General features: G+C 71.0%; 21 protein-coding genes and 5 pseudogenes. 21 read left to right on the top strand and 5 right to left on the bottom strand.

Annotated elements, in window-relative coordinates:
• Positions 1-37: 37 nt before the first annotated feature.
• Entirely contained in the window at positions 38-469 is a 432-nt protein-coding gene (locus MHW47_RS05420; protein WP_239221469.1) for an NUDIX hydrolase, read from the bottom strand.
• An 85-nt stretch (positions 470-554) separates the two neighbouring features.
• Between MHW47_RS05420 and MHW47_RS05415 the strand changes: the two genes are divergently transcribed.
• The 12 genes and pseudogenes from MHW47_RS05415 to MHW47_RS05360 all read left to right on the top strand — a co-directional run bounded on the left by MHW47_RS05415 (position 555) and on the right by MHW47_RS05360 (position 8,421).
• Entirely contained in the window at positions 555-1,346 is a 792-nt protein-coding gene (locus MHW47_RS05415) for a GntR family transcriptional regulator (protein ID WP_239221468.1), read from the top strand.
• A gap of 167 nt (positions 1,347-1,513) precedes the next feature.
• Positions 1,514-1,870 carry a hypothetical protein gene (locus tag MHW47_RS05410; protein WP_239221467.1) on the top strand — a complete coding sequence of 119 codons (357 nt, stop codon included), beginning with the start codon at positions 1,514-1,516 and terminating at the stop codon, positions 1,868-1,870.
• A pseudogene (locus MHW47_RS05405) lies at positions 1,870-3,232 on the top strand (FtsK/SpoIIIE domain-containing protein). The gene MHW47_RS05410 and the pseudogene MHW47_RS05405 overlap by 1 nt, the downstream one beginning before the upstream one ends.
• An 89-nt stretch (positions 3,233-3,321) precedes the next feature.
• A complete protein-coding gene (locus MHW47_RS05400) occupies positions 3,322-3,945 on the top strand; it encodes a DUF2637 domain-containing protein (RefSeq protein WP_239221466.1) in 624 nt (207 codons plus the stop codon).
• A gap of 19 nt (positions 3,946-3,964) precedes the next feature.
• Positions 3,965-4,147, top strand: coding sequence for a hypothetical protein (locus MHW47_RS05395; protein ID WP_239221465.1), 183 nt, complete (start codon positions 3,965-3,967; stop codon positions 4,145-4,147).
• Positions 4,144-4,338, top strand: coding sequence for a mobile element transfer protein (locus tag MHW47_RS05390; protein WP_239221464.1), 195 nt, complete (start codon positions 4,144-4,146; stop codon positions 4,336-4,338). Before MHW47_RS05395 ends, MHW47_RS05390 begins: the two co-directional genes overlap by 4 nt.
• Before the next feature lie 17 nt (positions 4,339-4,355).
• The gene (locus MHW47_RS05385; protein WP_239221463.1) at positions 4,356-4,550 is read left to right on the top strand and encodes a hypothetical protein; all 195 of its coding nucleotides are present in this window, start codon (positions 4,356-4,358) and stop codon (positions 4,548-4,550) included.
• A 25-nt stretch (positions 4,551-4,575) separates the two neighbouring features.
• Positions 4,576-4,823, top strand: a pseudogene (locus MHW47_RS05380) (SpdD protein).
• Between the two features lie 159 nt (positions 4,824-4,982).
• Positions 4,983-6,262, top strand: a pseudogene (locus MHW47_RS05375) (replication initiator).
• An 82-nt stretch (positions 6,263-6,344) separates the two neighbouring features.
• Positions 6,345-6,494, top strand: coding sequence for an AlpA family transcriptional regulator (locus MHW47_RS05370; protein WP_239221500.1), 150 nt, complete (start codon positions 6,345-6,347; stop codon positions 6,492-6,494).
• Positions 6,494-7,767: pseudogene (locus tag MHW47_RS05365) on the top strand (tyrosine-type recombinase/integrase). Before MHW47_RS05370 ends, MHW47_RS05365 begins: the two are co-directional and overlap by 1 nt.
• A gap of 492 nt (positions 7,768-8,259) precedes the next feature.
• Positions 8,260-8,421 carry a hypothetical protein gene (locus MHW47_RS05360; RefSeq protein WP_239221462.1) on the top strand — a complete coding sequence of 54 codons (162 nt, stop codon included), beginning with the start codon at positions 8,260-8,262 and terminating at the stop codon, positions 8,419-8,421.
• Between the two features lie 80 nt (positions 8,422-8,501).
• Here MHW47_RS05360 and MHW47_RS05355 read toward each other — a convergent pair whose 3' ends face one another.
• Positions 8,502-9,263, bottom strand: coding sequence for a phosphoglyceromutase (locus MHW47_RS05355; protein ID WP_239221461.1), 762 nt, complete (start codon positions 9,261-9,263; stop codon positions 8,502-8,504).
• Between the two features lie 199 nt (positions 9,264-9,462).
• Between MHW47_RS05355 and MHW47_RS05350 the strand changes: the two genes are divergently transcribed.
• Entirely contained in the window at positions 9,463-10,776 is a 1,314-nt protein-coding gene (locus tag MHW47_RS05350) for an MFS transporter (RefSeq protein ID WP_239221460.1), read from the top strand.
• A gap of 18 nt (positions 10,777-10,794) precedes the next feature.
• On the opposite strand, the gene MHW47_RS05345 is transcribed toward MHW47_RS05350, so the two are convergent.
• Both MHW47_RS05345 and phoU read right to left on the bottom strand, forming a co-directional pair.
• Positions 10,795-10,944: a hypothetical protein gene (locus MHW47_RS05345; RefSeq protein WP_239221459.1), complete on the bottom strand. Its 150-nt coding sequence runs from the start codon at positions 10,942-10,944 to the stop codon at positions 10,795-10,797.
• Positions 10,945-11,128: 184 nt separating this feature from the next.
• Complete coding sequence (gene phoU / locus MHW47_RS05340) at positions 11,129-11,806, bottom strand: phosphate signaling complex protein PhoU (protein ID WP_239221458.1); 678 nt, start codon at positions 11,804-11,806, stop codon at positions 11,129-11,131.
• A gap of 208 nt (positions 11,807-12,014) precedes the next feature.
• Here phoU and MHW47_RS05335 point away from each other — a divergent pair, with 208 nt between their 5' ends.
• The gene (locus MHW47_RS05335) at positions 12,015-13,289 is read left to right on the top strand and encodes a cell wall metabolism sensor histidine kinase WalK (RefSeq protein ID WP_239221457.1); all 1,275 of its coding nucleotides are present in this window, start codon (positions 12,015-12,017) and stop codon (positions 13,287-13,289) included.
• Entirely contained in the window at positions 13,286-13,966 is a 681-nt protein-coding gene (locus MHW47_RS05330) for a response regulator transcription factor (RefSeq protein ID WP_239221456.1), read from the top strand. The genes MHW47_RS05335 and MHW47_RS05330 overlap by 4 nt, the downstream gene beginning before the upstream one ends.
• 109 nt (positions 13,967-14,075) lie before the next feature.
• Here MHW47_RS05330 and MHW47_RS05325 read toward each other — a convergent pair whose 3' ends face one another.
• Complete coding sequence (locus tag MHW47_RS05325) at positions 14,076-14,699, bottom strand: DUF461 domain-containing protein (protein WP_239221455.1); 624 nt, start codon at positions 14,697-14,699, stop codon at positions 14,076-14,078.
• 609 nt (positions 14,700-15,308) lie between these two features.
• On the opposite strand from MHW47_RS05325, the gene MHW47_RS05320 reads away from it, so the two are divergent.
• From MHW47_RS05320 to MHW47_RS05295, 6 genes and pseudogenes are all read left to right on the top strand, one after another.
• Positions 15,309-15,791 (top strand): CarD family transcriptional regulator, encoded by a 483-nt coding sequence (locus MHW47_RS05320; protein ID WP_006380568.1) that lies wholly within the window; start codon positions 15,309-15,311, stop codon positions 15,789-15,791.
• Between the two features lie 368 nt (positions 15,792-16,159).
• Positions 16,160-16,906 carry a 2-C-methyl-D-erythritol 4-phosphate cytidylyltransferase gene (gene ispD / locus MHW47_RS05315; protein ID WP_239221454.1) on the top strand — a complete coding sequence of 249 codons (747 nt, stop codon included), beginning with the start codon at positions 16,160-16,162 and terminating at the stop codon, positions 16,904-16,906.
• Positions 16,896-17,432, top strand: coding sequence for a 2-C-methyl-D-erythritol 2,4-cyclodiphosphate synthase (gene ispF / locus MHW47_RS05310; protein WP_239221453.1), 537 nt, complete (start codon positions 16,896-16,898; stop codon positions 17,430-17,432). The genes ispD and ispF overlap by 11 nt, the downstream gene beginning before the upstream one ends.
• A 112-nt stretch (positions 17,433-17,544) precedes the next feature.
• Positions 17,545-18,135 (top strand): GNAT family N-acetyltransferase, encoded by a 591-nt coding sequence (locus MHW47_RS05305; protein ID WP_239221452.1) that lies wholly within the window; start codon positions 17,545-17,547, stop codon positions 18,133-18,135.
• A gap of 54 nt (positions 18,136-18,189) precedes the next feature.
• Positions 18,190-19,713 (top strand): ABC transporter substrate-binding protein, encoded by a 1,524-nt coding sequence (locus MHW47_RS05300; RefSeq protein ID WP_239221451.1) that lies wholly within the window; start codon positions 18,190-18,192, stop codon positions 19,711-19,713.
• Positions 19,714-19,718: 5 nt separating this feature from the next.
• Positions 19,719-20,327: pseudogene (locus tag MHW47_RS05295) on the top strand (ABC transporter permease); the annotation flags it as partial.

Below are 20,327 nucleotides of genomic sequence, written 5' to 3'. Positions count from 1 at the left end.
TTCATGCTGGTAGGCCGCCATGTGCAGCGGGTTCGGGCTAGACGAGTTTCACGCCGTCGTGGGCGCGGATGGCCGGCGGAGACGCCGCGTCCATCGCGTCCAGGACGCGGATCGCGTATGCCTCGTCGGCAAGCTCGGTGACTTCTTCGCGGGTGGCCCAGCGCAGTGCGCGGGTCTCGCTTCCGGTGGTGGGCGTGCCGTCGGCGGCTTCGCAGCGGAAGACCAGGGAGACGATCAGGCCCGTCATGTTCTTGTAGACGCCAGTGAGGGTCGCGGGAAGTGCGATCTTGATGCCGGTCTCTTCGAGGACTTCGCGTTGCAGCGCGTCGGGGATGGTCTCCTCGCGTTCGAGGACACCGCCCGGCGGTTCCCACTTGCCGTTGTCCCGGCGCTGGATCAGGAGGGCCCGGCCGTGGTCGTCTACGACGACTCCGGCGACGCTGACGGAGTGCGGGCGTTCTGTGCTCACGTTCCTCGGCCCTCTCGGCTGACTAGGCTCTCCACCGTAGCAACAACACTCGCCCACTCGTCTAGATACCTAAAGGAGTACACACGTGAGCCCTGCCCTTCCTTCGGGCCTCCTCGGTGATCTCGACCCCACGAGCGATCGTGCGGTCTTCCGGCAGATCGCCGACCAGCTGCGTGAGGCCATCGACCGTGGGCGATTCAGCGAGGGTGAAAAGCTGCCCTCGGAAGCTGAGCTTGTCGAGCACTACGGGGTGTCCCGGATGACTGTCCGGAACTCCTTCTCCGTCCTCCAGGGCGAGGGCCTGGTGCACGCCGAGCACGGCAAGGGCGTCTTCGTCCGGCCCCGGCCTCCCGTGCGGCGGCTGGCCTCCGACCGGTTCGCCCGGCGCCATCGCGAGCAGGGCAAGTCCGCGTTCATCGTGGAGGCCGACGCGGCCGGCAGTCACCCCAAGGTCGACAGTCTTGAGGTGAAGGAAGAGAAGGCCAGCCAGGACATCTCCACCCGGCTCGGCTCCGTGCGGCGGGTGCTCGCCCGGCGGCGCCGTTACCTCCTCGACGGGCGGCCCGTCGAGTTCGCCGCCTCCTATCTGCCGCTCGACATCGCTCGCGGTACGCAGATCGCCGAACCGAACCCCTGCCCCGGTGGCATCTATGCCCGACTTGAAGAGCTGGGGCACCGCCTCGACCACTTCGAGGAAGAGATCCGTGCCCGGATGCCCTCGCCCGCCGAGGTCAAGACGCTCCACCTGGCCTCCGGCGTGCCCGTGATCCATCTGATCCGGACCGCGTTCGACACCGAGTGTCGAGCCGTCGAAATCTGCGACACGGTCAGGGCGGCGGACGCGTACGTGTTGTCGTACCAGCTCCCGGCGACGTAATCGCGTGAGCAGCGGTGGTGCGCGGGGCCGTGTTCCTCAACTCGTACACCCCAACAGGCATACTCGTATAGACGAGTGGGCAAGTTATGTGGCAGGGTGGTCCGCGTGATCCCGAGGATCGGGTACACGCGGCGACTCTTGTATAGACGAGTAGATAGAAATGTGCCTTGCGTACCATCCGTGTTGAGACCTCCGCCGCGACGATCCTCCTGACGGAGGCTCCCGAACCGAAGGTCCGCGACCGGCAGACGGGCGAGATCGCCAAGGATGCCGTGAGCGGTGAGGCGCTGATGACCATCGGCGTCGTCTACATCGAGGACGGCGAGTCCTCGCTCATCAAGGTCACCGTCCCCGAAGGCGGCGTCTCCGAGGGGCTGACCCTCGGCGCTCCGGTCTCGCTGCAGGGCCTCCTCGCCCGGCCCTGGGAGTCCGTGTTCAACGGGCAGCAGCGTCACAGCATCGCCTTCCGGGCCGCCGCCGTCACCCCGGCCGCGTTCCCGGCCACGATGGGAGCCACGGCCTGATGACCGACCTGACGACGCTTCTGGAGGTGGGTGGTCCCGCCGCCGCGCTCGGTGGCGGGACCACTTACGCCCGGGCGCAGCATCCCGCCCTGTACTGGTCCGCCGTCGGCGGTCCGATATCCACGATCCGCCTCCTCAGCTCGTACGCCTCCGTCATGGAAGCCTGCGGCCTGACTGTGGCGCCGTCCCGGCTGCGGGTCCTCGCCGTCAAGGCCACCACTCGGCGGGAGGTGCGGCCGCTTCCGCCCCGGCGGGGTATCATCCGGCCCACCTCGACCGGGCTGCGGCTCCGGCTCCGGCTGGCGCCGGGACAGGAACCCACTGACATCGCCGCCTCGGCCGAACGACTGCGGCACGCCTGTCTACGTCCACACAGTCAAGCCCGGTGTCGTCGAACTGCGGCTCGTCGGCTTCGACGTCCTGCGCAAGGTGCGCATGCCGCGCAAGACCGACGGCGGGTTCCTCAGGGTGCCCGTCGCGCTGCGGGAGGACGCCACGGTTTTCGTACGCGACTACCGGACCGTTCCCCATCAACTCACCCTCGGCGCAACGCTGTCGGGCAAGTCCATGTACCTGAGGCATCTCGTCGCCGGACTTGCCCCGCAGCCAGTCGCCCTGGTCGGTATCGACTGCAAGCGGGGCGTCGAGCTGGCGCCGTTCGCGCCCCGGCTCTCGGCACTCGCCACCGACCCGGAGCAAGCGGCCGAGCTGCTGCCCGTCCTGGTCAAGGAAATGAAGGACCGATACGACCTGATCAAAGACGGGCAGGGCATCGCCCCCGACACCCCGGATGAGGAGATCACTTCCGACATCTGGGGCCTGCCCGAGAGCGAACGGCCCGTGCCCGTCGTCCTGTTCGTCGACGAAGTGGCCGAACTCTTCCTCACCGCCACCCGCAAGGACGAGGAACGCCGCGACGAGATGGTCACCCACCTCATCCGGCTCGCCCAGCTCGGCCGCGCGGCCGGCATCTACCTGGAGGTGTGCGGACAGCGCTTCGGCGCCGAACTCGGCAAGGGCGCCACCATGCTCCGCGCCCAACTCACCGGCCGCGTCTGCCACCGCGTCAACGACGAAGCCTCCGCAAAGATGGCCCTCGGCGACATCGCCCCGGAAGCGGTCCTCGCCGCCTGCGCCATCGCCCCAGAGATGCCTGGCCTCGCCGTCGCGGGCGACACCTCCGGCGGCTGGTCCCGCATCCGCACCCCTTACCTCTCCCTCGGCGACGCCGCCGAGATCTGCCGGGAGACGGCGCACATGGCGCCCGACCTGCCCGCGCTCAAGCCCCTCCGGCCCGCCGTGCCCGTGCGCCCGGTCGAGACTCCGGCCCCGGTTGTTCGACCGCATCCGGTAGCCGACTGACCTTCACCTCACCTCTCACCCCGGTCGGCGTGACCGTCTCGCGCCACGTCCCTACCCCTCCCATGCCCGAACCGAAAAGGAGCCGCATCATGCGCGCCCACCTGGCTCGCGTCGACGCGGTGTTGGTCCAGGCGCTCATCGCCGCCGCCCTGTCCTTCGCTCACCTCCATGATGTCGCCATGGCGGCCGGACAGGACGGGTGGAAGGCATGGGCCTACCCGATCAGCGTTGACCTGTTGCTCGTCGCGGCCTGGCGTCGGCTGCGCTCCGGCACGGCAAAAGCGGCCGCCTGGTGCTGGTTCGTCAACGCCCTCGCCGCGTCCCTCGGCGCAAACGTGGCCACCGCCGGCCTTCTCGACCTCTGCAACGTCCCGGCCTGGCTGCGCATCCTCGTCGCAGGCTGGCCTGCGGTCGCCTTCCTCGGCGGAACCCTCCTCGCCCACTCGTCCCCTGCGGCGTCCACCGCCGTAGAGGTCATCGAGGACCAGGAGGACGAGCCCGAAACCCCGGCCGGAACGCCCTTCCAACCCGCCGTCGAGCCACCTCCAGCACACCCGCCCGTCCCGGTCCCGGCCGCCCTGGTCGACCACGCACGAAAGGTCGCCGCCGAACACCACACCCGCACCGGCGCCCCGATCGACACCCCGACTCTCCGCGCCCGACTCGGCGTCCCAGCACCCATGGCCGAAGCCATCGCCGCCCAACTCACCTGACAACGAAGGAGACCCGCGCATGCGCCCGTCCATCCGGTCTGCCCTGGAGCGTGCCGCCGAACTGACCCGGAACAACCACCTCGTCGAGGCCGTGGCCGTCGCCGAAGCCGCGATCAACCGGTCCACTGACGACGAACACCCCGAGATTCGGCAGTGGCTCACCGACCACACCCGCGACTTCATCGGAGAGGACCGCCCGTGACACCCCGCTCGAACCGCTTCCGCAACGTCATCCGCATCGGTCCCGTCCAGGTCGGCACGGCCTACGACAACCGGGACCGCGAGAAGCACACCGCCGCCTGCACCGCCCCGCGCTGCGGCTTCTCCGCCGACTACGACAGCCGCGCCGCCGCCGAACTCGCCGCCCGTGCCCACCGCTGCCCCGTCCGCTGAGAGGACCCCCAACCACCGTGACTGTCAACCTGCCGCTCGTCGTCGTTCTCGGCTTCTTCGCCTGGGGAGCGGTCAAGTTCCTCGGCGTCCGCCCGTGGATCGTCGTCCTGGTCGCCCTGTTCGGCTTCTGGCTCTCGCACACCTTCCTGGCCCCCGCCATCGAGACCGGCACGCGCTCCGGCGTGGACGTCATAGACGGCTCACATGACTAGACGAGTAGATAAGGAGGCTTCGGCCGTGTTCCTGCCCAAGTACCCGACAACCCGACCCCGCCGCCCGCGCAGACCCACACCCCGACCGAACCGACTCCCGCCCGGCGCCCCGTGCTCCCGGCCGTCTCCGTCAGCACCGGTGCCGTCGTCGCCGTGCTCACGGGCGGCGTGGTCCTCACCGCGCTCCTGGCCGCCGTCGCCGTCTCGGCCGTCTCCGTGGCCATCGCCGCCGTCGTTCTGCGCTCGCTGCTCCGCGACTACCACCGGCGCTGAACCGCGCCCGACCCCTGGGGCGGCCACGACACCGCCAAGCATCCGGCCGCCCCGGGGCCCATCCCTCCTGACCGATCCAGCCAGAAGGAGACAGCCATCTTCACCCGCACCACCCCGCCCCCGCTCTCGGAACTGACCAAGTTCGCCCAGCACGGCACTCTGCCGGGCATCCTCCGGCAGCTCTCCGGGCTCGGCGGCTGCACTAATCCCATCCGCCTCGACGGCCACCGCACCGAGTACGGCATCGACACCACGACCGGCGAAATCGGCCGCGTGCTCAGCACCTCGACTCCTCCACCCTCCCCGCCGGCCAACTCCTCGTCCGCTGCAACAACCGCCGCACCACCCGCTGCCCGGCGTGTGCAGAGGTCTACCGCCGCGACACCTTCCACCTGATCACCGCTGGACTCCGGGGCGGCAAGGGCACCCCCGAACGCGTCGCCGCACACCCGCGCGTCTTCGCCACCTTCACCGCCCCCGGCTTCGGCCCAGTCCACAACCGCCGCAACGACGGCCGCCCCTGCCGCTGCGGCGCCCACCACGACCAGCACGACCCCGCCCTCGGCACCCCGCTCGACCCCGACACCTACGACTCCGAGGCCGCCGTCCTCTGGAACGCACACGCTGGCGCCCTGTGGCGGCGCTTCTCGACCTACCTCCGCCGGGTAGTCGCCAGGCGCGCGTGGCCTGACCCAACGCCGCTTCCGCGACCATGCCCGCGTCTCCTTCGCCAAGGTCGCCGAGTACCAGAAACGCGGCGCCGTCCACTTCCACGCGGTCATCCGCCTCGACGGCCCCGGCGGCGGAGACACCCCGCCCCCGGCCTGGGCAACCGCCGACCTGCTGACCGACGCCATCCAGGCCGCCGCATCCAAGGTCCGCGTCGACGGCCCGATCCTCGACGGCCGCACGCACACCTTCACCTTCGGCCGCCAACTCGACGTCCGCACCATCCGATCCGCCGACTTCAACGACGGCCAGGAGCTGACCGAACGCGCCGTCGCCGCCTACATCGCCAAGTACGCCACCAAGGGCGCCGAGACCGCGACGGGAGCTCTCGACCGCCCCCTCAAGTTCGTCGCCGAACTCGCCCAGCTCGACCTCAGCGACCACGCCCGCCGCCTCATCCTCACCGCCTGGAACCTCGGCGCACGCAAGGACCTGGAACACCTCCGCCTGCGCGCTTGGGCCCACATGCTCTGCTTCCGCGGCCACTTCTCCACCAAGTCCCGCCGCTACTCCACCACCCTCGGCGCCCTCCGCGACGCCCGCGCCGAATGGCGTCGAGCACAGGCAGGCGCGAACGGACCCGACACCGGGACGACGTACGTCCTCGCTCACTGGGTCTTCGCCGGGACCGGCCTCTCCGACGCCGAAGCCTGGCTCGCCGCATCCCTCGAACCCGCCCCGGAACCGAAGGAGAACCCACCCGTGGCTAACCGACGCCTCGCCCTCGCCGACGTGGCCACCGAATCGCGCCCCCTGCCCTCGCGGTACCTGACCCCCGAAGACCTGGTCGAGATGTTCGAGCTGCCCAGCGTCGAGACCGTCTACCAGTGGCGCCGCAAGCGGACTGGTCCCCGTGGCTTCCGCGTCGGTCGACACCTGCGCTTCGACCCGGCGGACGTGCGGGCCTGGGTGGACGCCCAGTGTGAAGGGGTGGCCGCCTGATGGCTGGGCACATCCAGGACCGCTGGTACAAGGCTGAAGTCGGGCCGGGCGGAAAGACGCGCAAGGTCAGGACGGAGCGGTACGGCACGGGCATGCGCTACCGCGCGCGGTACGTCGGGCCGGACGGCACGGAGAAGTCGAAAAGCTTCCCGGACCGACAGAAGCGGCTCGCTGATCAGTCCGAAGCGGACACGGCGCGGGGACAGTACATCGATCCCCGCGCGGCCCGGACCGCCTTCCAGCAGCACGCGGAGGCCTGGGTGTCCACCCAAGGGGCGGACCCCAACACGCAAGCGTCGATGGAGTCGCAGCTCCGACTGCACGCATTCCCGTACCTCGGCACGCGTCCGCTTGGTTCGTCCCAGCCGGCGAACATCCGTGACCGGCTGCAGCAGCTCCAAGCGAACGGTGTCCGCGGCTCGTACGCCCGGACGATCTACTCCAACGTCCGGGCGGCTTTGAGCGCGGCTGTGGACGACGGGCACCTTCCTCGGAACCCTCGCGCTGCCCGCTCGGTACGGCCGCCGACCGTGGACACGAAGCGCGTGACGCCGTGGACGGATGAACGCCTCTTCGCTGAGCGCGCGAGCCTGGCCGAGCGGTATCAAGCGATGGTCGATCTGGGCGGCGGCTGCGTCCTGCGGCAAGGCGAGATCCTGGGTGTCGCGGTGGATGCGATCGACTTCCGGTCGAACACCTTGCACAGCGTCCAGCAGCTCAAGCTGAGCCGCAGCAAGCCCGTCTTCGCTCCGCCCAAGAGGGGCAAGCAGCGGGACGTACCGCTCCCCGGTCCAGTCGCTGAGGCGCTGCGGGCACACATGAAGCAATTTCCGGCGGTCGAGATCACGTTGCCGTGGAAGGTCGTGGGCGGACCGCTTGTGACCAAGCGCCTCATCTTCATGGACCGCGCGATGGTCACGTCTGGCGCACCTCGCTGAATGACGAGGCGTGGAAACCGGCTCTCGCCTCGGCCGGAGTTATCCCGATCCCAGTGGCCGGCGCTCCGCACGCCGAGTCACGCGAAAACGGCATGCATGCCATGCGGCACTTCTACGCGTCGGCACTGTTGGATGCCGGAGAGAGCATCAAGGTGGTTGCCGAGTACCCCGGCCATTCGGACCCTGGCTTGACGCTGCGAGTGTACGCGCAGCTGATGCCGTCGAGCCAGGAGCGTACTCGGAGTGCAGTTGCTGCAACGTACAAATCTGAGGCTCCGGCAATGCCTGCCGCTGAGGCAGATGCTACAGGTGCTGGTACTCGTGGGGGTGCCTAGCGTGCATCATGACCTCGTATTGCGATGCCGTATTGCGACCTCGTATTGCGATGCCGTATTGCAACCTCGTATTGCGATGCCGTATTGCAACCTCGTATTGGGTGCACGCTAGAGAGCTGAGCGTCAAGGTGTAGGTGCGCAAGCGTCAGCGGGTCATCTGGGAGAGGGTCGGCCAGGTCAACCTAGGCGGGCTCGCCGCGTTGCCCACGTCCACGGGCGTGGACAATTCATCCATGGAGATGGGCAGCCGCTACATCCTGCTGGATCCATCTACATTTCTACAGTCGATGTGGAGGTTGCGTCGGCCCTACCGCATTTACCCGGGCCGCGCTGCAGATTTGGCTCAGGGGTGGCAGCTATGTCAAAGTCTCAGCGGCATAAGAATGCCGCCCGGCCAGGGGCGGCATTCGTCTCCGTGCCGCTTTTCAGTCATGACCTTGATCCGGTGTATCCGAAGCACAGCAGGAGAACTTCATGGTCCCACGTACGGGCATGAGCATCGACGTCCGCCCACGTGATCTACCAATTGTTCTGATCGGCACGGGTGGCGGGGCACTCGCGCTGTGGGCAGACGCATCCCCTGAGATCGCCATCCCGGCGGCGCTACTGATCATGCTCGACATCCGCGTGCGCTTCTGGCGCGGTCGAGCTTGAGGGCCCACAGATGGCCCAGCGCACCAAACAGCCCCCCACCACGCGGAAAACCAGCAGGTGGGGGGCTTTTTCGGCTCTGCTTACTTCTTCTTGCCCTGGTTCTTCACGGCTTCGATGGCGGCCTTCGCCGCGTCCGCGTCGAGGTAGGTGCCGCCCGGGTTCAGGGGGCGGAACTCCGCGTCCAGCTCGTAGCTGAGCGGGATGCCGGTGGGGATGTTCAGGCCCGCGATGTCGGCGTCCGAGATGCCGTCGAGGTGCTTGACCAGGGCGCGGAGGCTGTTGCCGTGGGCGGCGACCAGGACCGTGCGGCCGGTCAGGAGGTCCGGGACGATGCCGTCGTACCAGTACGGCAGCATGCGCGTGACGACGTCCTTGAGGCACTCCGTGCGCGGGCGCAGCTCCGGCGGGATCGTCGCGTAGCGCGCGTCGCCGCTCTGGGAGAACTCGGTGCCGTCCTCGAGGGCGGGCGGCGGGGTGTCGTACGAGCGGCGCCAGAGCATGAACTGCTCCTCGCCGAACTCGGCGAGCGTCTGGGCCTTGTCCTTGCCCTGCAGCGCGCCGTAGTGGCGCTCGTTCAGACGCCAGGAGCGGTGTACGGGAATCCAGTGGCGGTCGGCGGCCTCCAGCGCGAGCTGGGCGGTGCGGATGGCGCGCTTCTGGAGCGAGGTGTGCACCACGTCGGGGAGCAGACCGGCGTCCTTCAGCAGCTCACCGCCGCGGACCGCCTCCTTCTCGCCCTTCTCGGTGAGGTTGACGTCCACCCAACCGGTGAACAGGTTCTTCGCGTTCCATTCGCTCTCGCCGTGGCGGAGGAGGATCAGCTTGTACGGTGCGTCGGCCATGGGTCCGAGCGTAATCGAACCGGTCCGGGCCGCGCGCGACCGGTCACAGGGCGGACAGGGGCAGGGGACGGCCTGAGACGTTTGACGGCGGCCGTCAAACGAGTGGCCTGCGGGCCCTGCGGATTCGTAAGGTTCGGAGCGCCGACGGGCCGCTTACCGCCCCGGCTCCGTCCTTCGTACGTCCCTGGGGGGAACCCGTATGTCTGCCACCGGTCTCGGACGAGCCGCCCGGGCCACCCGGGAGACGGTCTCCGGTCTCCCCCGGGAGTTCTGGTGGCTGTGGACCAGCACCCTGGTCAACCGCCTCGGGGCGTTCGTCGCCACCTTCATGGCCCTCTATCTGACCCTGGACCGCGGCTACTCCGCCTCGTACGCCGGTCTCGTCGCCGCCCTGCACGGGCTCGGCGGGGTCGTGTCCTCGCTCGGGGCCGGGGTGATGACGGACCGTTTCGGGCGCCGCCCCACCATGCTGATCGCCCAGCTCTCCACCGCCGCGTCCGTCGCCGTGCTCGGCTTCATGACGCATCCGGTGGCCATCGCCGGGGTCGCCTTCCTCGTCGGCATGGCGAGCAACGCCTCGCGCCCGGCGGTCCAGGCGATGATCGCCGACATCGTGCCCGCCGAGGACCGGGTGCGGGCCTTCTCGCTCAACTACTGGGCCATCAACCTCGGCTTCGCGGTCTCCTCCGCCGGCGCCGGGTTCATCGCCGAGTACAGCTACCTCGCGGGCTTCGTCGGCGAGGCCGCCATGACGCTCGTCTGCGCGATCGTCGTCTTCCTGAAGGTGCCCGAGTCCCGCCCGGAGCGCTCCGGGGCGCCCGCGGCCGGCAGGGGCCGGGAGGACGACGGCGTGCGGCTCTCCACCGTGCTGCGCGACGGCCGCTTCATGGGCGTCGTCGGGCTGTCCTTCGTGATCGCGCTCATCTTCCAGCAGGGGTACGTGGGCCTGCCGGTGGCCATGGGCGCGGACGGGCTCAGCAGCTCGGACTTCGGCACGGCGATCGCGGTCAACGGCGTCCTCATCGTCGCGCTCCAGATCCCCGTGACCCGGTTCATCCAGAGCCGCGACCCGCGCCGGCTGCTGGTCGCCTCGTCGCTGTTCGCGGGGTACGGGTTCGGGCTGACCGCCTTCGCCGGATCGGTCGGCGTGTACGCGCTGACCATCTGCGTGTGGACCGTCGCCGAGATCATCAACGCGCCCGTGCAGAACGGTCTGGTCGTCCAGTTGTCGCCCGCGCACGGCCGGGGCCGCTACCAGGGGATGTACACCCTGTCCTGGTCGGCCGCCGCGCTCGTCGCGCCCCTGATGTCCGGCGTGGTCATCGATCACTTCGGGGCCGGCTGGCTGTGGGCGACCTGCGCCGTCCTGGGCACCGTCGCCGCCGCCGGGTACTGGCTGCTCATGCGCGGCCTGCCGGCGACGGGGGACGGCGGCCCGAAGGAGAGCGTCCCTGCGGTGCCCGCGCCGGGGACCGGGGTCCGGGTCACGAAGGCGGAGACGTCGCCCTCGTGACCCGTGCGGTCCGGCGGGTCAGCCCGAGCAGCCCCCGCACTGGCACGGCGCACCGGACTGGCAGCCGCACCCGCAGCCCGATCCGCAGCCGCAGGCGCCCAGAACGGTCAGGTGCACCACCTCGACGGGGGCCTCCTGCTCGGATGCGGTCATGGGGGAATCGGCCATGGTTCCTCCTCAAGGCGTACGTCGGGGCCGCAGGCCCGTACGGGCGGCGCGACCCGGGGCGTACGGACACGTCGTGCCGCCCCACCCCATTGCATGCCCACCCGTACGGGCGCATCAACGGCGCACATGCGCAGGAACGTCAGTACGAGCCGTGCGCGCGGGCGTGCGCCCCGGCTCCGTACGCCTACGCACCCTCCACGGGGGCAGGCTGCTGGATCTCGTCCGCGTGCTCGCCCGTCACCAGGTAGACGACGCGCTTGGCCACCGACACCGCGTGGTCCGCGAACCGCTCGTAGTACCGCCCGAGCAGCGTCACGTCGACGGCCGTCTCGATGCCGTGCTTCCAGCGGTCGTCCATCAGGTGCTGGAACAGCGCGCGGTGCAGCAGGTCCATCTCGTCGTCGTCCTGCTCCAGCTGGAGCGCGAGGTCGACGTCCTTGGTGATGATGACCTCGGCCGCCTTCGCCATCAGGCGCTGCGCGAGCTGGCCCATCTCCAGGATGGTGGCGTGCAGGTCGTTCGGGACCGTGGTCTGCGGGAAACGCAGCCGGGCCAGCTTGGCGACGTGCTGGGCGAGGTCGCCCGAGCGCTCCAGGTCGGCGCTCATCCGCAGCGACGTCACCACGATCCGCAGATCGGTCGCCACCGGCTGCTGGCGCGCCAGCAGGGCGATCGCGCGGGCCTCCAGCTCGTGCTGGAGGTCGTCCACCTTCTGGTCGGCGGCGATCACCGACTCCGCGAGCTTGAGATCGGCGTCGAGCATCGACGTCGTCGCCCTGCCGATCGCCGACCCGACGAGCCGGGCCATCTCGACCAGGCCCTCGCCGATCGAGTCGAGTTCCTCGTGGTACGCGTCACGCATGGGTGTCCCTCTCCAGTCCTGGTCCGAGCCCGGGGGCCGCCGACGATCGGCTCCGAGCCCCACACCCTCACCGTGACGGGCGTACGCGTCGGATTCCGACCGGCCAAGTGAACCGTCCCTTGCCCCTCGGTGAACTCTGGGCGACGAGTCGCCGAGGAGGCCACCGGACGGCTGGGAGGGGGTCCGAGAGGCCGCTTAACCTGGACACATGGACGTGAACGCGGCGGTCGCCGCAGCTGCCGCGATCGCCGGTGTCGGTACCGGTGTGATCGCCATGCTGGCGTTCCGCTGGAGCGAGCGCGACCAGAAGAAGCCGACGCGCACCTCTCCGCGGCCCGACAGCGGCACGGCCCTGCCCCCCGGTGTCGACACGGTCCTGTCCGTGCTCAGCTCCTCGGCGGTCGTGCTGGACGAGGGCGACGGCGTCGTCAAGGCCAGCTCCGCCGCGTACGCGCTGGGACTGGTCCGGGGCGGCCGGCTCGCCGTGGAACCGATGCTCAACATGGCGCGGGACACCCGGCGGGACGGCGAGATACGCCAGGTCGAGCTGGACCTCCCGCGCCGGGGCACGGGCCGGGGCGAGGCCCTGGCGGTCTCCGCGCGGGTCGCCCCGCTGGGTTCCCGGCTGGTGCTGCTGCTCGTCGAGGACCTCACCGAGGCCCGCCGCATCGAGGCGGTCCGGCGTGACTTCGTCGCCAACGTCAGCCATGAGCTGAAGACCCCGACCGGAGCCCTGTCGCTGCTCTCGGAGGCCGTACTCGACGCCTCCGACGACCAGGAGGCGGTGGAGCACTTCGCCCGCCGCATGCAGATCGAGGCGACCCGGCTCACCAACCTCGTCCAGGAGCTGATCGACCTCTCCCGGGTGCAGAACGACGACCCGCTGGAGGACGCGGAGCCGGTCCGGGTGGACGAACTGGTCGCCGAGGCCATCGACCGCTGCCGTCAGCAGGCCGGCTCCAAACAGATCACCATGGCTGCCGGCGGCACCGCGGACCTGCGCATATGGGGGAACCGCGGCCAGCTCGCCGCCGCTCTCGGCAACCTCGTCGAGAACGCCGTCAACTACAGCCCCGCCCGCACACGCGTCGGCATCGCCGCCCGCCGCGTGGTCGTCCCCGGCGGGGACGAGATCGAGATCGCCGTGACCGACCAGGGCATCGGGATCTCCGAGAAGGACCGGGAACGGGTCTTCGAACGCTTCTACCGCGTCGATCCCGCCCGCTCACGCGCCACCGGTGGTACGGGTCTCGGCCTCGCCATCGTCAAACACGTGGCCGCCTCGCACGGCGGGGAGGTCACCGTTTGGAGCTCGGAAGGACAGGGCTCCACCTTCACCCTGCGGCTGCCCGAAGCGGGCTCCGCACGCGGCCGGGACCGCGCGACGGGCGGCCCGCTCATCGTCAACGGCGACGAGGCGTCCCACCCGGACGCCGCCCCCGATCCCTTCGAACCGTCTTCTTCCCCGGAGGCCCTTCCGTGACCCGAGTGCTTGTCGTCGAGGATGAGGAATCCTTCAGCGACGTCCTGTCCTACATGCTCCGCAAGGAAGGCTTCGAGGTCGCGATCGCGACCACCGGGCCCGACGGCCTGGACGAGTTCGAGCGCAACGGCGCCGACCTCGTACTGCTCGACCTGATGCTCCCGGGACTCCCCGGCACCGAGGTCTGCCGCCAGCTGCGCAGCCGCTCCAACGTGCCGGTGATCATGGTCACCGCGAAGGACAGCGAGATCGACAAGGTCGTCGGCCTGGAGATAGGGGCCGACGACTACGTCACCAAGCCCTTCTCCTCGCGCGAGCTGGTCGCCCGTATCCGCGCCGTGCTGCGCCGCCGGGGCGAGCCCGAGGAGGTCGCGCCCGCCGCCCTGGAGGCGGGCCCGGTCCGGATGGACGTGGACCGGCACGTCGTCACGGTCTCCGGCGGCAAGGTCGACCTGCCGCTCAAGGAGTTCGACCTGCTGGAGATGCTGCTGCGCAACGCGGGCCGGGTGCTGACCCGGATGCAGCTCATCGACCGGGTCTGGGGCGCGGACTACGTCGGCGACACCAAGACCCTCGACGTCCACGTGAAGCGGCTGCGCGCCAAGATCGAGCCCGACCCGGGCGCGCCGAGGTTCCTGGTGACGGTGCGCGGCCTGGGCTACAAGTTCGAGCCGTAAACCGCGGCCCGGACCGGCCCCGTCCGCCGGTCCGTACGCCGCATACGGCTGAGGCGCCTCCCCCCGGCGGGGAAGGCGCCTCAGCCGTATGCGCGTGCCGTGCGCCGGGCTAGTTCGCCGCGGACTCGCCGGAGGCGTCCGGGCTGGCGGAGGCGTCGGGGCTCGCGGAGGCGTCCGGGCCGGTGGAGCCGCTCGCGGAGGCGGACGGCGAGGCCTGCGGCGCCTGCGAGGGCTGCGCGCTGGGGCCGAAGTCCTTGAAGTAGCCGTCGGCCGGGACGACGGAGGCGCCGAGGGAGACCTCGCCCGTCTCGCTGAACGTGAAGACCAGGGGCTGGACGTCGCCGTTCTTGGGAGCCTCGTCGCCGTTCTCGATGACGGCGGAGGCGTTGCCCTTGCCGCCGAGGATGACCCGGCCGCCGGCCGGGACGACCACCGGGCCGGAGCCCTTCGCGGCCTGCAGCCGCACCGAGCCGCTGCCGCCGTCCAGGGTGATGGAGTCGAGGGTCTCGGCCTTGGGGCCGTCGTTGAAGACCGTGGCGGTGACGACCGAGGACGCGGTCTCGGTGGTGACGTTGACGTTCTGCACCTTGATCGCGCCGGAGTGGGTGGACGCGTTGTCCGGCCGGACCCCGAGCGTCGCCGCGTTGTTGCCCGCGGCGCACGCGGAGAGCGCGGTGATCGAGAACGCGATGGCAGTGGCGGCGAGAGCGCCGTGTCGAAGGCTGCGGCTCACGGCGGCGGCAACTCCTTGAACGAGCGGACGGGTACGGACGGGTCGGGCGGTGTTGTAAAGCTGCCCTAAGAGTCTGTCAGCCGCCAGGTTACCGAGCCCTCCTCGCCGCTTCGCACCCGACCCGCCCCTGACGGGACGGCGATCCCGGGGCCCGGCCGTGTTCGCGCATTCGCGGTCTCTTCACAAAACGCGCGTGATCAAATTCCGGCCCGGCGTTCACCACGCGCTCCGTGGCTGTTCACGGACGGTGGCGCATTCCTTGCGCATAATCTCCGGCGCGGCCGTACGTTGATCAATTTCATGGGCCATCGGCAGTTACGCCCGAACGAGTGATCCAGCATCGAACGGGCTACGGAAAGCTCGGTAACCGGAACCCGACAAAACGGGACTTTCGCCCCCTTCGGTGGGTGCCGGAGCGCGTGTAGGGTCCGCGTTTCTCCGTCCCCGTACAGCCGCTCCGACCTGCGAATACCGTCTTCCGGAGGCCGCCCGCAGCACGTCCGTGTCGCAGTTGTCAAGCCCCGAGATATGCCCTGACCTGCGAAAACGCCATTCAGGAGTTGCGATTCTCGTGTTACGCTTGATAGCCACGGAAGGGGTACCTGTCACATGACGTTCAAGGTTGGCGACACCGTGGTCTATCCCCATCACGGGGCCGCGCTGATCGAGGCTATCGAAACTCGCCAGATCAAAGGCGTGGACAAGACCTACTTGGTGCTCAAGGTCGCTCAGGGCGACTTGACGGTGCGTGTACCGGCGGACAATGCGGAGTTCGTGGGCGTGCGCGACGTAGTCGGGCAGGAAGGGCTGGACCGCGTCTTCGAGGTGCTGCGCGCACCGTATGCCGAGGAGCCGACGAACTGGTCCCGGCGCTACAAGGCAAATCTCGAGAAGCTCGCCTCCGGCGATGTCATCAAGGTCGCCGAAGTGGTGCGCGACCTGTGGCGTCGCGAGCGCGAGCGCGGACTCTCCGCAGGTGAGAAGCGCATGCTCGCCAAGGCCCGCCAGATCCTGGTGAGCGAACTCGCTCTCGCGGAGAACACCAACGAGGACAAGGCCGAGGCGCTCCTCGACGAGGTTCTCGCCTCCTGAACCGGACGGCGCCGGTCGTCATGACGACCACCGGATCGCACCGGCCGTAGAGAATATGCCGCGGTGCCCGCTGACCACCCCTGTACACGGTGTGTCGTCGGGCGCTGCGGCATGTCCGGACCGCAATCCAACGGCGAATTCCAGCCACCTGCCATGCCCGGCGTCCCGGTACACGACCTTGGTACGTTGCTCGCGATCTTGCTGAACCCGGCGTGCGGAACCGGCTCCGAGCGGCCACGGCGTGCCCCGGCTCGTCCGGGGTCACGGAAAGGGGCCCGGTCGAGTCATGGCGCGGTGGCCCGGCTCGCTTCTGGCCATACCCACGTCGGCCGTGGACACAAACATGCCGAAGCCTCGGAGTGCAACCGATGTCTGAACAACCGCGACCTTCCCGTACGGCCGCCGTGATTCCCGCGGCCGGCCGCGGCGTACGGCTCGGTCCGGGCGCCCCCAAGGCGCTCCGGGCGCTCGGCGGTACGCCCATGCTCATCCACGCCGTACGGGCCATGGCCGCCTCGCGGCACGTGTCCCTGGTCGTCGTCGTCGCCCCGCCCGCCGGCGCGGCCGAGGTACGCCACCTCCTCGACGAACACGCGCTGCCCGAGCGCACCGACTTCCTCGTCGTGCCCGGCGGCGAGACCCGCCAGGAATCCGTGCGGCGGGGTCTCGACGCCCTCCCGGACACGGTCTCCACCGTCCTGGTCCACGACGCGGCCCGCCCGCTGGTTCCCGTGGACACCGTGGACGCGGTCGTCGAGGCCGTCCGCGACGGCGCCCCCGCCGTCGTCCCCGCCCTGCCGCTCGCCGACACCGTCAAGGAGGTCGAGCCCGGTGCCCCCGGCGCGCCGGAGCCGGTCCTCTCCACCCCGGTCCGCGCCCGGCTCAGGGCCGTTCAGACCCCGCAGGGCTTCGACCGCGAGACGCTGCTGCGCGCCCATGAACGGGTCGCCGTGGACGGCGAGGGCGCGACCGACGACGCCGGCATGGTCGAGCAGCTCGGCGAGCCCGTCGTCGTCGTGCCCGGCCACGAGGAGGCGTTCAAGGTGACCCGGCCGCTGGACCTCGTCCTGGCCGAGGCCGTTCTCGCGCGCAGGAGGGCCAACGATGGCTTCTGAGACCCCCGCCCCCGGGGAAACCCCCACCACCGGCCCGGCCCCCGGGCCCGTGATCCCGCTCGTCGGCATCGGCACCGACATCCACGCCTTCGAGGAGGGCCGCGAGCTCTGGTGCGCCGGGCTGCGCTGGGACGGCGAGGGCCCCGGACTCGCGGGGCACTCGGACGCGGACGTCGTCGCGCACGCCGCGTGCAACGCCCTCTTCTCCGCCGCCGGGCTCGGCGACCTCGGGCAGCACTTCGGCACCGGCCGCCCCGAGTGGTCGGGCGCCGCGGGCGTCACGCTGCTCACCGAGGCCGCCCGCATCGTCCGCGCGGCGGGCTTCGAGATCGGCAACGTGGCCGTCCAGGTCGTCGGCGTACGGCCGAAGATCGGCAAGCGGCGCGACGAGGCGCAGCGGGTGCTCTCGGACGCGGTCGGCGCTCCCGTCTCGCTGTCCGCCGCCACCTCCGACGGGCTCGGGTTCACCGGCCGGGGCGAGGGGATCGCGGGGATCGCGACCGCCCTGGTGTACCGCACCGGCTGACGCGGCCTCCCGCCGGCCACGGGCGTCCCCGGCCCCCCGCCCTTGTTGCACATCGTTCGCACGTACGCTGGTACGGCAAGTATGTGACGGCGAGGATCGGTGGGGCTGCGGGATGACGACGGCCACAGAGGCGACGGCGCTGCGGGCCGGTGCGGGGGAGTACGTCCTGCGCACCGCGGGCCCCGGGGACGTGGGCGGGGCGCGGGCCGTGATGCTCGACACCGTCTACCGCGACCTGCGCTCCGGCTATGTACCGCGCTGGCACGCCGACATCATCGATCCGGAGACCGCCTATCTGCGGCCGGCCCGCTGCACGCTGCTGGTGGCCGAGTACGCGGGGGAGATCGTCGCCACCGGCGCCGTGCGCGACCGGGGTCCGCAGGCGCCGCCCAATCCGCAGTGGGTCGCCGACCGCTTCCCGTCCGGCACCACGGCGCAGCTGTGCCGGATCTACGTACGACCGGAGCACCGCAGGCACGGCCTGGCCCGCCGGATGGTGCGCGAGCTGTGCGCCTTCGCGGCGCGGGTCGGCGGCTACGAGGCGGTCTACCTGCACACCGACCCGGCCGTGCCGGGCGCCGAGCCGTTCTGGCGGTCCCTCGCGCGGGAGGTGTGCGACGAGCGCGCACTGCCGGGCGGTGGCCAGGGCATCGTCCACTTCGAGCTGCCGCTGCCGGGGGCCGGGAGCCTCCCGGAGTCGTGAGCGGGCCGCACCCCGCCGAGTAAATGACAATGATTTTCATATAAGGTCGTCGCCATGCCCACCCCCCGCCGTCGTCGCTCCGCGCTGCCGCTGATCCTGTCCGCGACCGCCCTCCTCGTCCCGCTGGCCACCGCCTGTTCCGGCGGCTCCGATGCCGGGGCCGCGGCCGGGGACGGGAAGCGCCTCCGGGTTGTCATGGCCTTCCCGCCCGCCCAGGCCATGTCCCCCTACGGGGACGACGCCGTCACCCTCAGCCGCCTCGCGGTCGTCGAGGGCCTCACCGCCCTGGACGACGAGGGCGCGGCCACGCCCGCGCTCGCCGCCTCCTGGAAGCGCGACACCCCCACGTCCTGGACCTTCACCCTGCGCGAGGCGACCTTCCAGGACGGCACCGCCGTGGACGCGGCCTCGGTCGCCCGCTCGCTGAACGCCGCCGACAAGGCGTCACCCGGCCCCCGCGTCCTGTCCGACACCGGCATCACCGCCACGGCGCGGGGCGCCCGCACCGTACGGATCGTCACCGACGAGGCCGACCCGCTGCTGCCCCAGCGCCTCGCCAACCCCTCCCTCGCCATCCTGTCCGGCGCCGCCTACAAGGACGGAAGGGTGAACCCCGCAGGCCACGCCACCGGCCCCTTCACGCTGACCGCCGTCAAGGGCGCCGTCAGCGCCACCCTGGAACGCAACGACGCCTACTGGGGCGGCAAGGCCAAGGCCCCCGGCGCCGACGTCACCTTCGTCGCCGACGGCACCGCCCGCGCCAACGCCCTGCGCACCGGGGCCGTCGACGTCGCCGAGTACATACCGGTCTCCCAGGCGTCCCTCCTCGGCGACGGGCTCGCCCACGCCTTCTCCTCGGCCCGCACCAACGGCCTCTCCCTCAACACCCGGCGCGGCGTCTTCGCCGACCCCGCGATGCGCGCCGCCGCCCGCGAGGCCATCGACTCCCCGGCCCTCGTCAAGGCCGTCTACGAAGGGCGCGCCGACGCCGGACAGGGGCTCCTCGGCCCCGGCGTCCCCTGGGCCGGCGCCGTCCGCACGCCCCCCACCGGACGGGCGGAGGCCGCCGACCGGGCCCAGGTCGCCGGGGCGGGGGAGATCGTCCTCGCCACCTACACCAACCGGCCCGAACTCCCCGAGGCCGCCACCGTCGTCCAGGAACAGCTCCGCAAGCGCGGCTTCACCGTCAAGCAGGTCGTCCGCGACTACGCCCAGATGGAGGCCGACGCCCTCGCCGGCAAGTACGACGCCTTCATCCAGGCCCGCAACACCCTCCTGGACACCGCCGACCCCGTCTCCTACCTGGCGTCCGACTTCACCTGCGACGGCAGCTTCAACATCTCGCAGCTCTGCGACGCCCGCGTGGACGCCGCCGTCGCCCGGGCCGCGTCCACCGCCGCCACCGACGCCCGGCACCGCGCCGTCGCGACCGCCGAAGCCCGCGTCCTCGGCACCGACGCCCTCGTCCCGCTGGTCCACGAACGCTTCGTCCAGGGGTACGACGACTCCCGCGTGCACGGCGTGGCCCTCGACCCGCTGGAACGCACCCTCATCACCGCCGACACCCGCGTCGGGTGACCGGGGTGAAGCACCTCGCCGGACGGGCCGCCGCGCTCCTCGCGGTCCTCGCCGTCATCGGGCTGCTGCCCCGCCTCACCCACACCGACCCCGCCCGCACCATCCTCCACGCCCGTTATGCCGACCGGCCCCCGACCGCCGAGACCCTCGACGCGATCCGGGCCGAGACCGGCCTCGACGGCCACCCCCTGCGCCTCCTCGGCGACTGGTTCACCGGCCTCCTCCACGGCGACCTCGGCACCTCCTGGGTCTCCGGACAGCCCGTCGCGCCCGACACCCTGTCCGCCCTCGGCGTCTCCCTCGCCCTGATGGGCGTCTCGCTCACCGCCGCCCTCCTCACCGCGGCCGCCCTCACCGCCCGCACCCTGCGCCGAGGCGCCCGGCACCGCACCGCCGCCCCCCGGGCCGGTACCGCGGCCGCCGTCCTCGCCGCGCTCCCCGAGTTCCTCATCGCCGCCGTGCTCGCCGCGGTCGTCGCCGTCCAGCTCGGCTGGCTCCCCGCGCTCGGCTGGGGCACCCCCCGGCACGCCGTGCTGCCCGCGCTCGCCATGGGCGTCCCGGCGGGCGCCCTCATCGGCCGGCTCCTGGACGACGCGCTGCCCGCCGCGTTCGCC

The organism is Streptomyces sp. OfavH-34-F (assembly GCF_022347745.1).
Classification (GTDB): domain Bacteria; phylum Actinomycetota; class Actinomycetes; order Streptomycetales; family Streptomycetaceae; genus Streptomyces.
Note: the sequence above shows the minus strand (reverse complement) of the source record. Positions and strands in the feature narration are given on the sequence as shown.

What these genes read in the sequence shown, in the direction of transcription:
- phoU (WP_239221458.1), bottom strand. Translation starts at nt 11,806, where the DNA reads ATGCGTGACGCGTACCACGAGGAACTCGACTCGATCGGCGAGGGCCTG.
- MHW47_RS05320 (WP_006380568.1), top strand. Translation starts at nt 15,309, where the DNA reads ATGACGTTCAAGGTTGGCGACACCGTGGTCTATCCCCATCACGGGGCC.
- MHW47_RS05355 (WP_239221461.1), bottom strand. Translation starts at nt 9,263, where the DNA reads ATGGCCGACGCACCGTACAAGCTGATCCTCCTCCGCCACGGCGAGAGC.
- MHW47_RS05300 (WP_239221451.1), top strand. Translation starts at nt 18,190, where the DNA reads ATGCCCACCCCCCGCCGTCGTCGCTCCGCGCTGCCGCTGATCCTGTCC.
- MHW47_RS05370 (WP_239221500.1), top strand. Translation starts at nt 6,345, where the DNA reads ATGTTCGAGCTGCCCAGCGTCGAGACCGTCTACCAGTGGCGCCGCAAG.
- MHW47_RS05345 (WP_239221459.1), bottom strand. Translation starts at nt 10,944, where the DNA reads ATGGCCGATTCCCCCATGACCGCATCCGAGCAGGAGGCCCCCGTCGAG.
- MHW47_RS05335 (WP_239221457.1), top strand. Translation starts at nt 12,015, where the DNA reads ATGGACGTGAACGCGGCGGTCGCCGCAGCTGCCGCGATCGCCGGTGTC.
- MHW47_RS05395 (WP_239221465.1), top strand. Translation starts at nt 3,965, where the DNA reads ATGCGCCCGTCCATCCGGTCTGCCCTGGAGCGTGCCGCCGAACTGACC.
- ispD (WP_239221454.1), top strand. Translation starts at nt 16,160, where the DNA reads ATGTCTGAACAACCGCGACCTTCCCGTACGGCCGCCGTGATTCCCGCG.
- ispF (WP_239221453.1), top strand. Translation starts at nt 16,896, where the DNA reads ATGGCTTCTGAGACCCCCGCCCCCGGGGAAACCCCCACCACCGGCCCG.
- MHW47_RS05350 (WP_239221460.1), top strand. Translation starts at nt 9,463, where the DNA reads ATGTCTGCCACCGGTCTCGGACGAGCCGCCCGGGCCACCCGGGAGACG.
- MHW47_RS05360 (WP_239221462.1), top strand. Translation starts at nt 8,260, where the DNA reads ATGAGCATCGACGTCCGCCCACGTGATCTACCAATTGTTCTGATCGGC.
- MHW47_RS05400 (WP_239221466.1), top strand. Translation starts at nt 3,322, where the DNA reads ATGCGCGCCCACCTGGCTCGCGTCGACGCGGTGTTGGTCCAGGCGCTC.
- MHW47_RS05305 (WP_239221452.1), top strand. Translation starts at nt 17,545, where the DNA reads ATGACGACGGCCACAGAGGCGACGGCGCTGCGGGCCGGTGCGGGGGAG.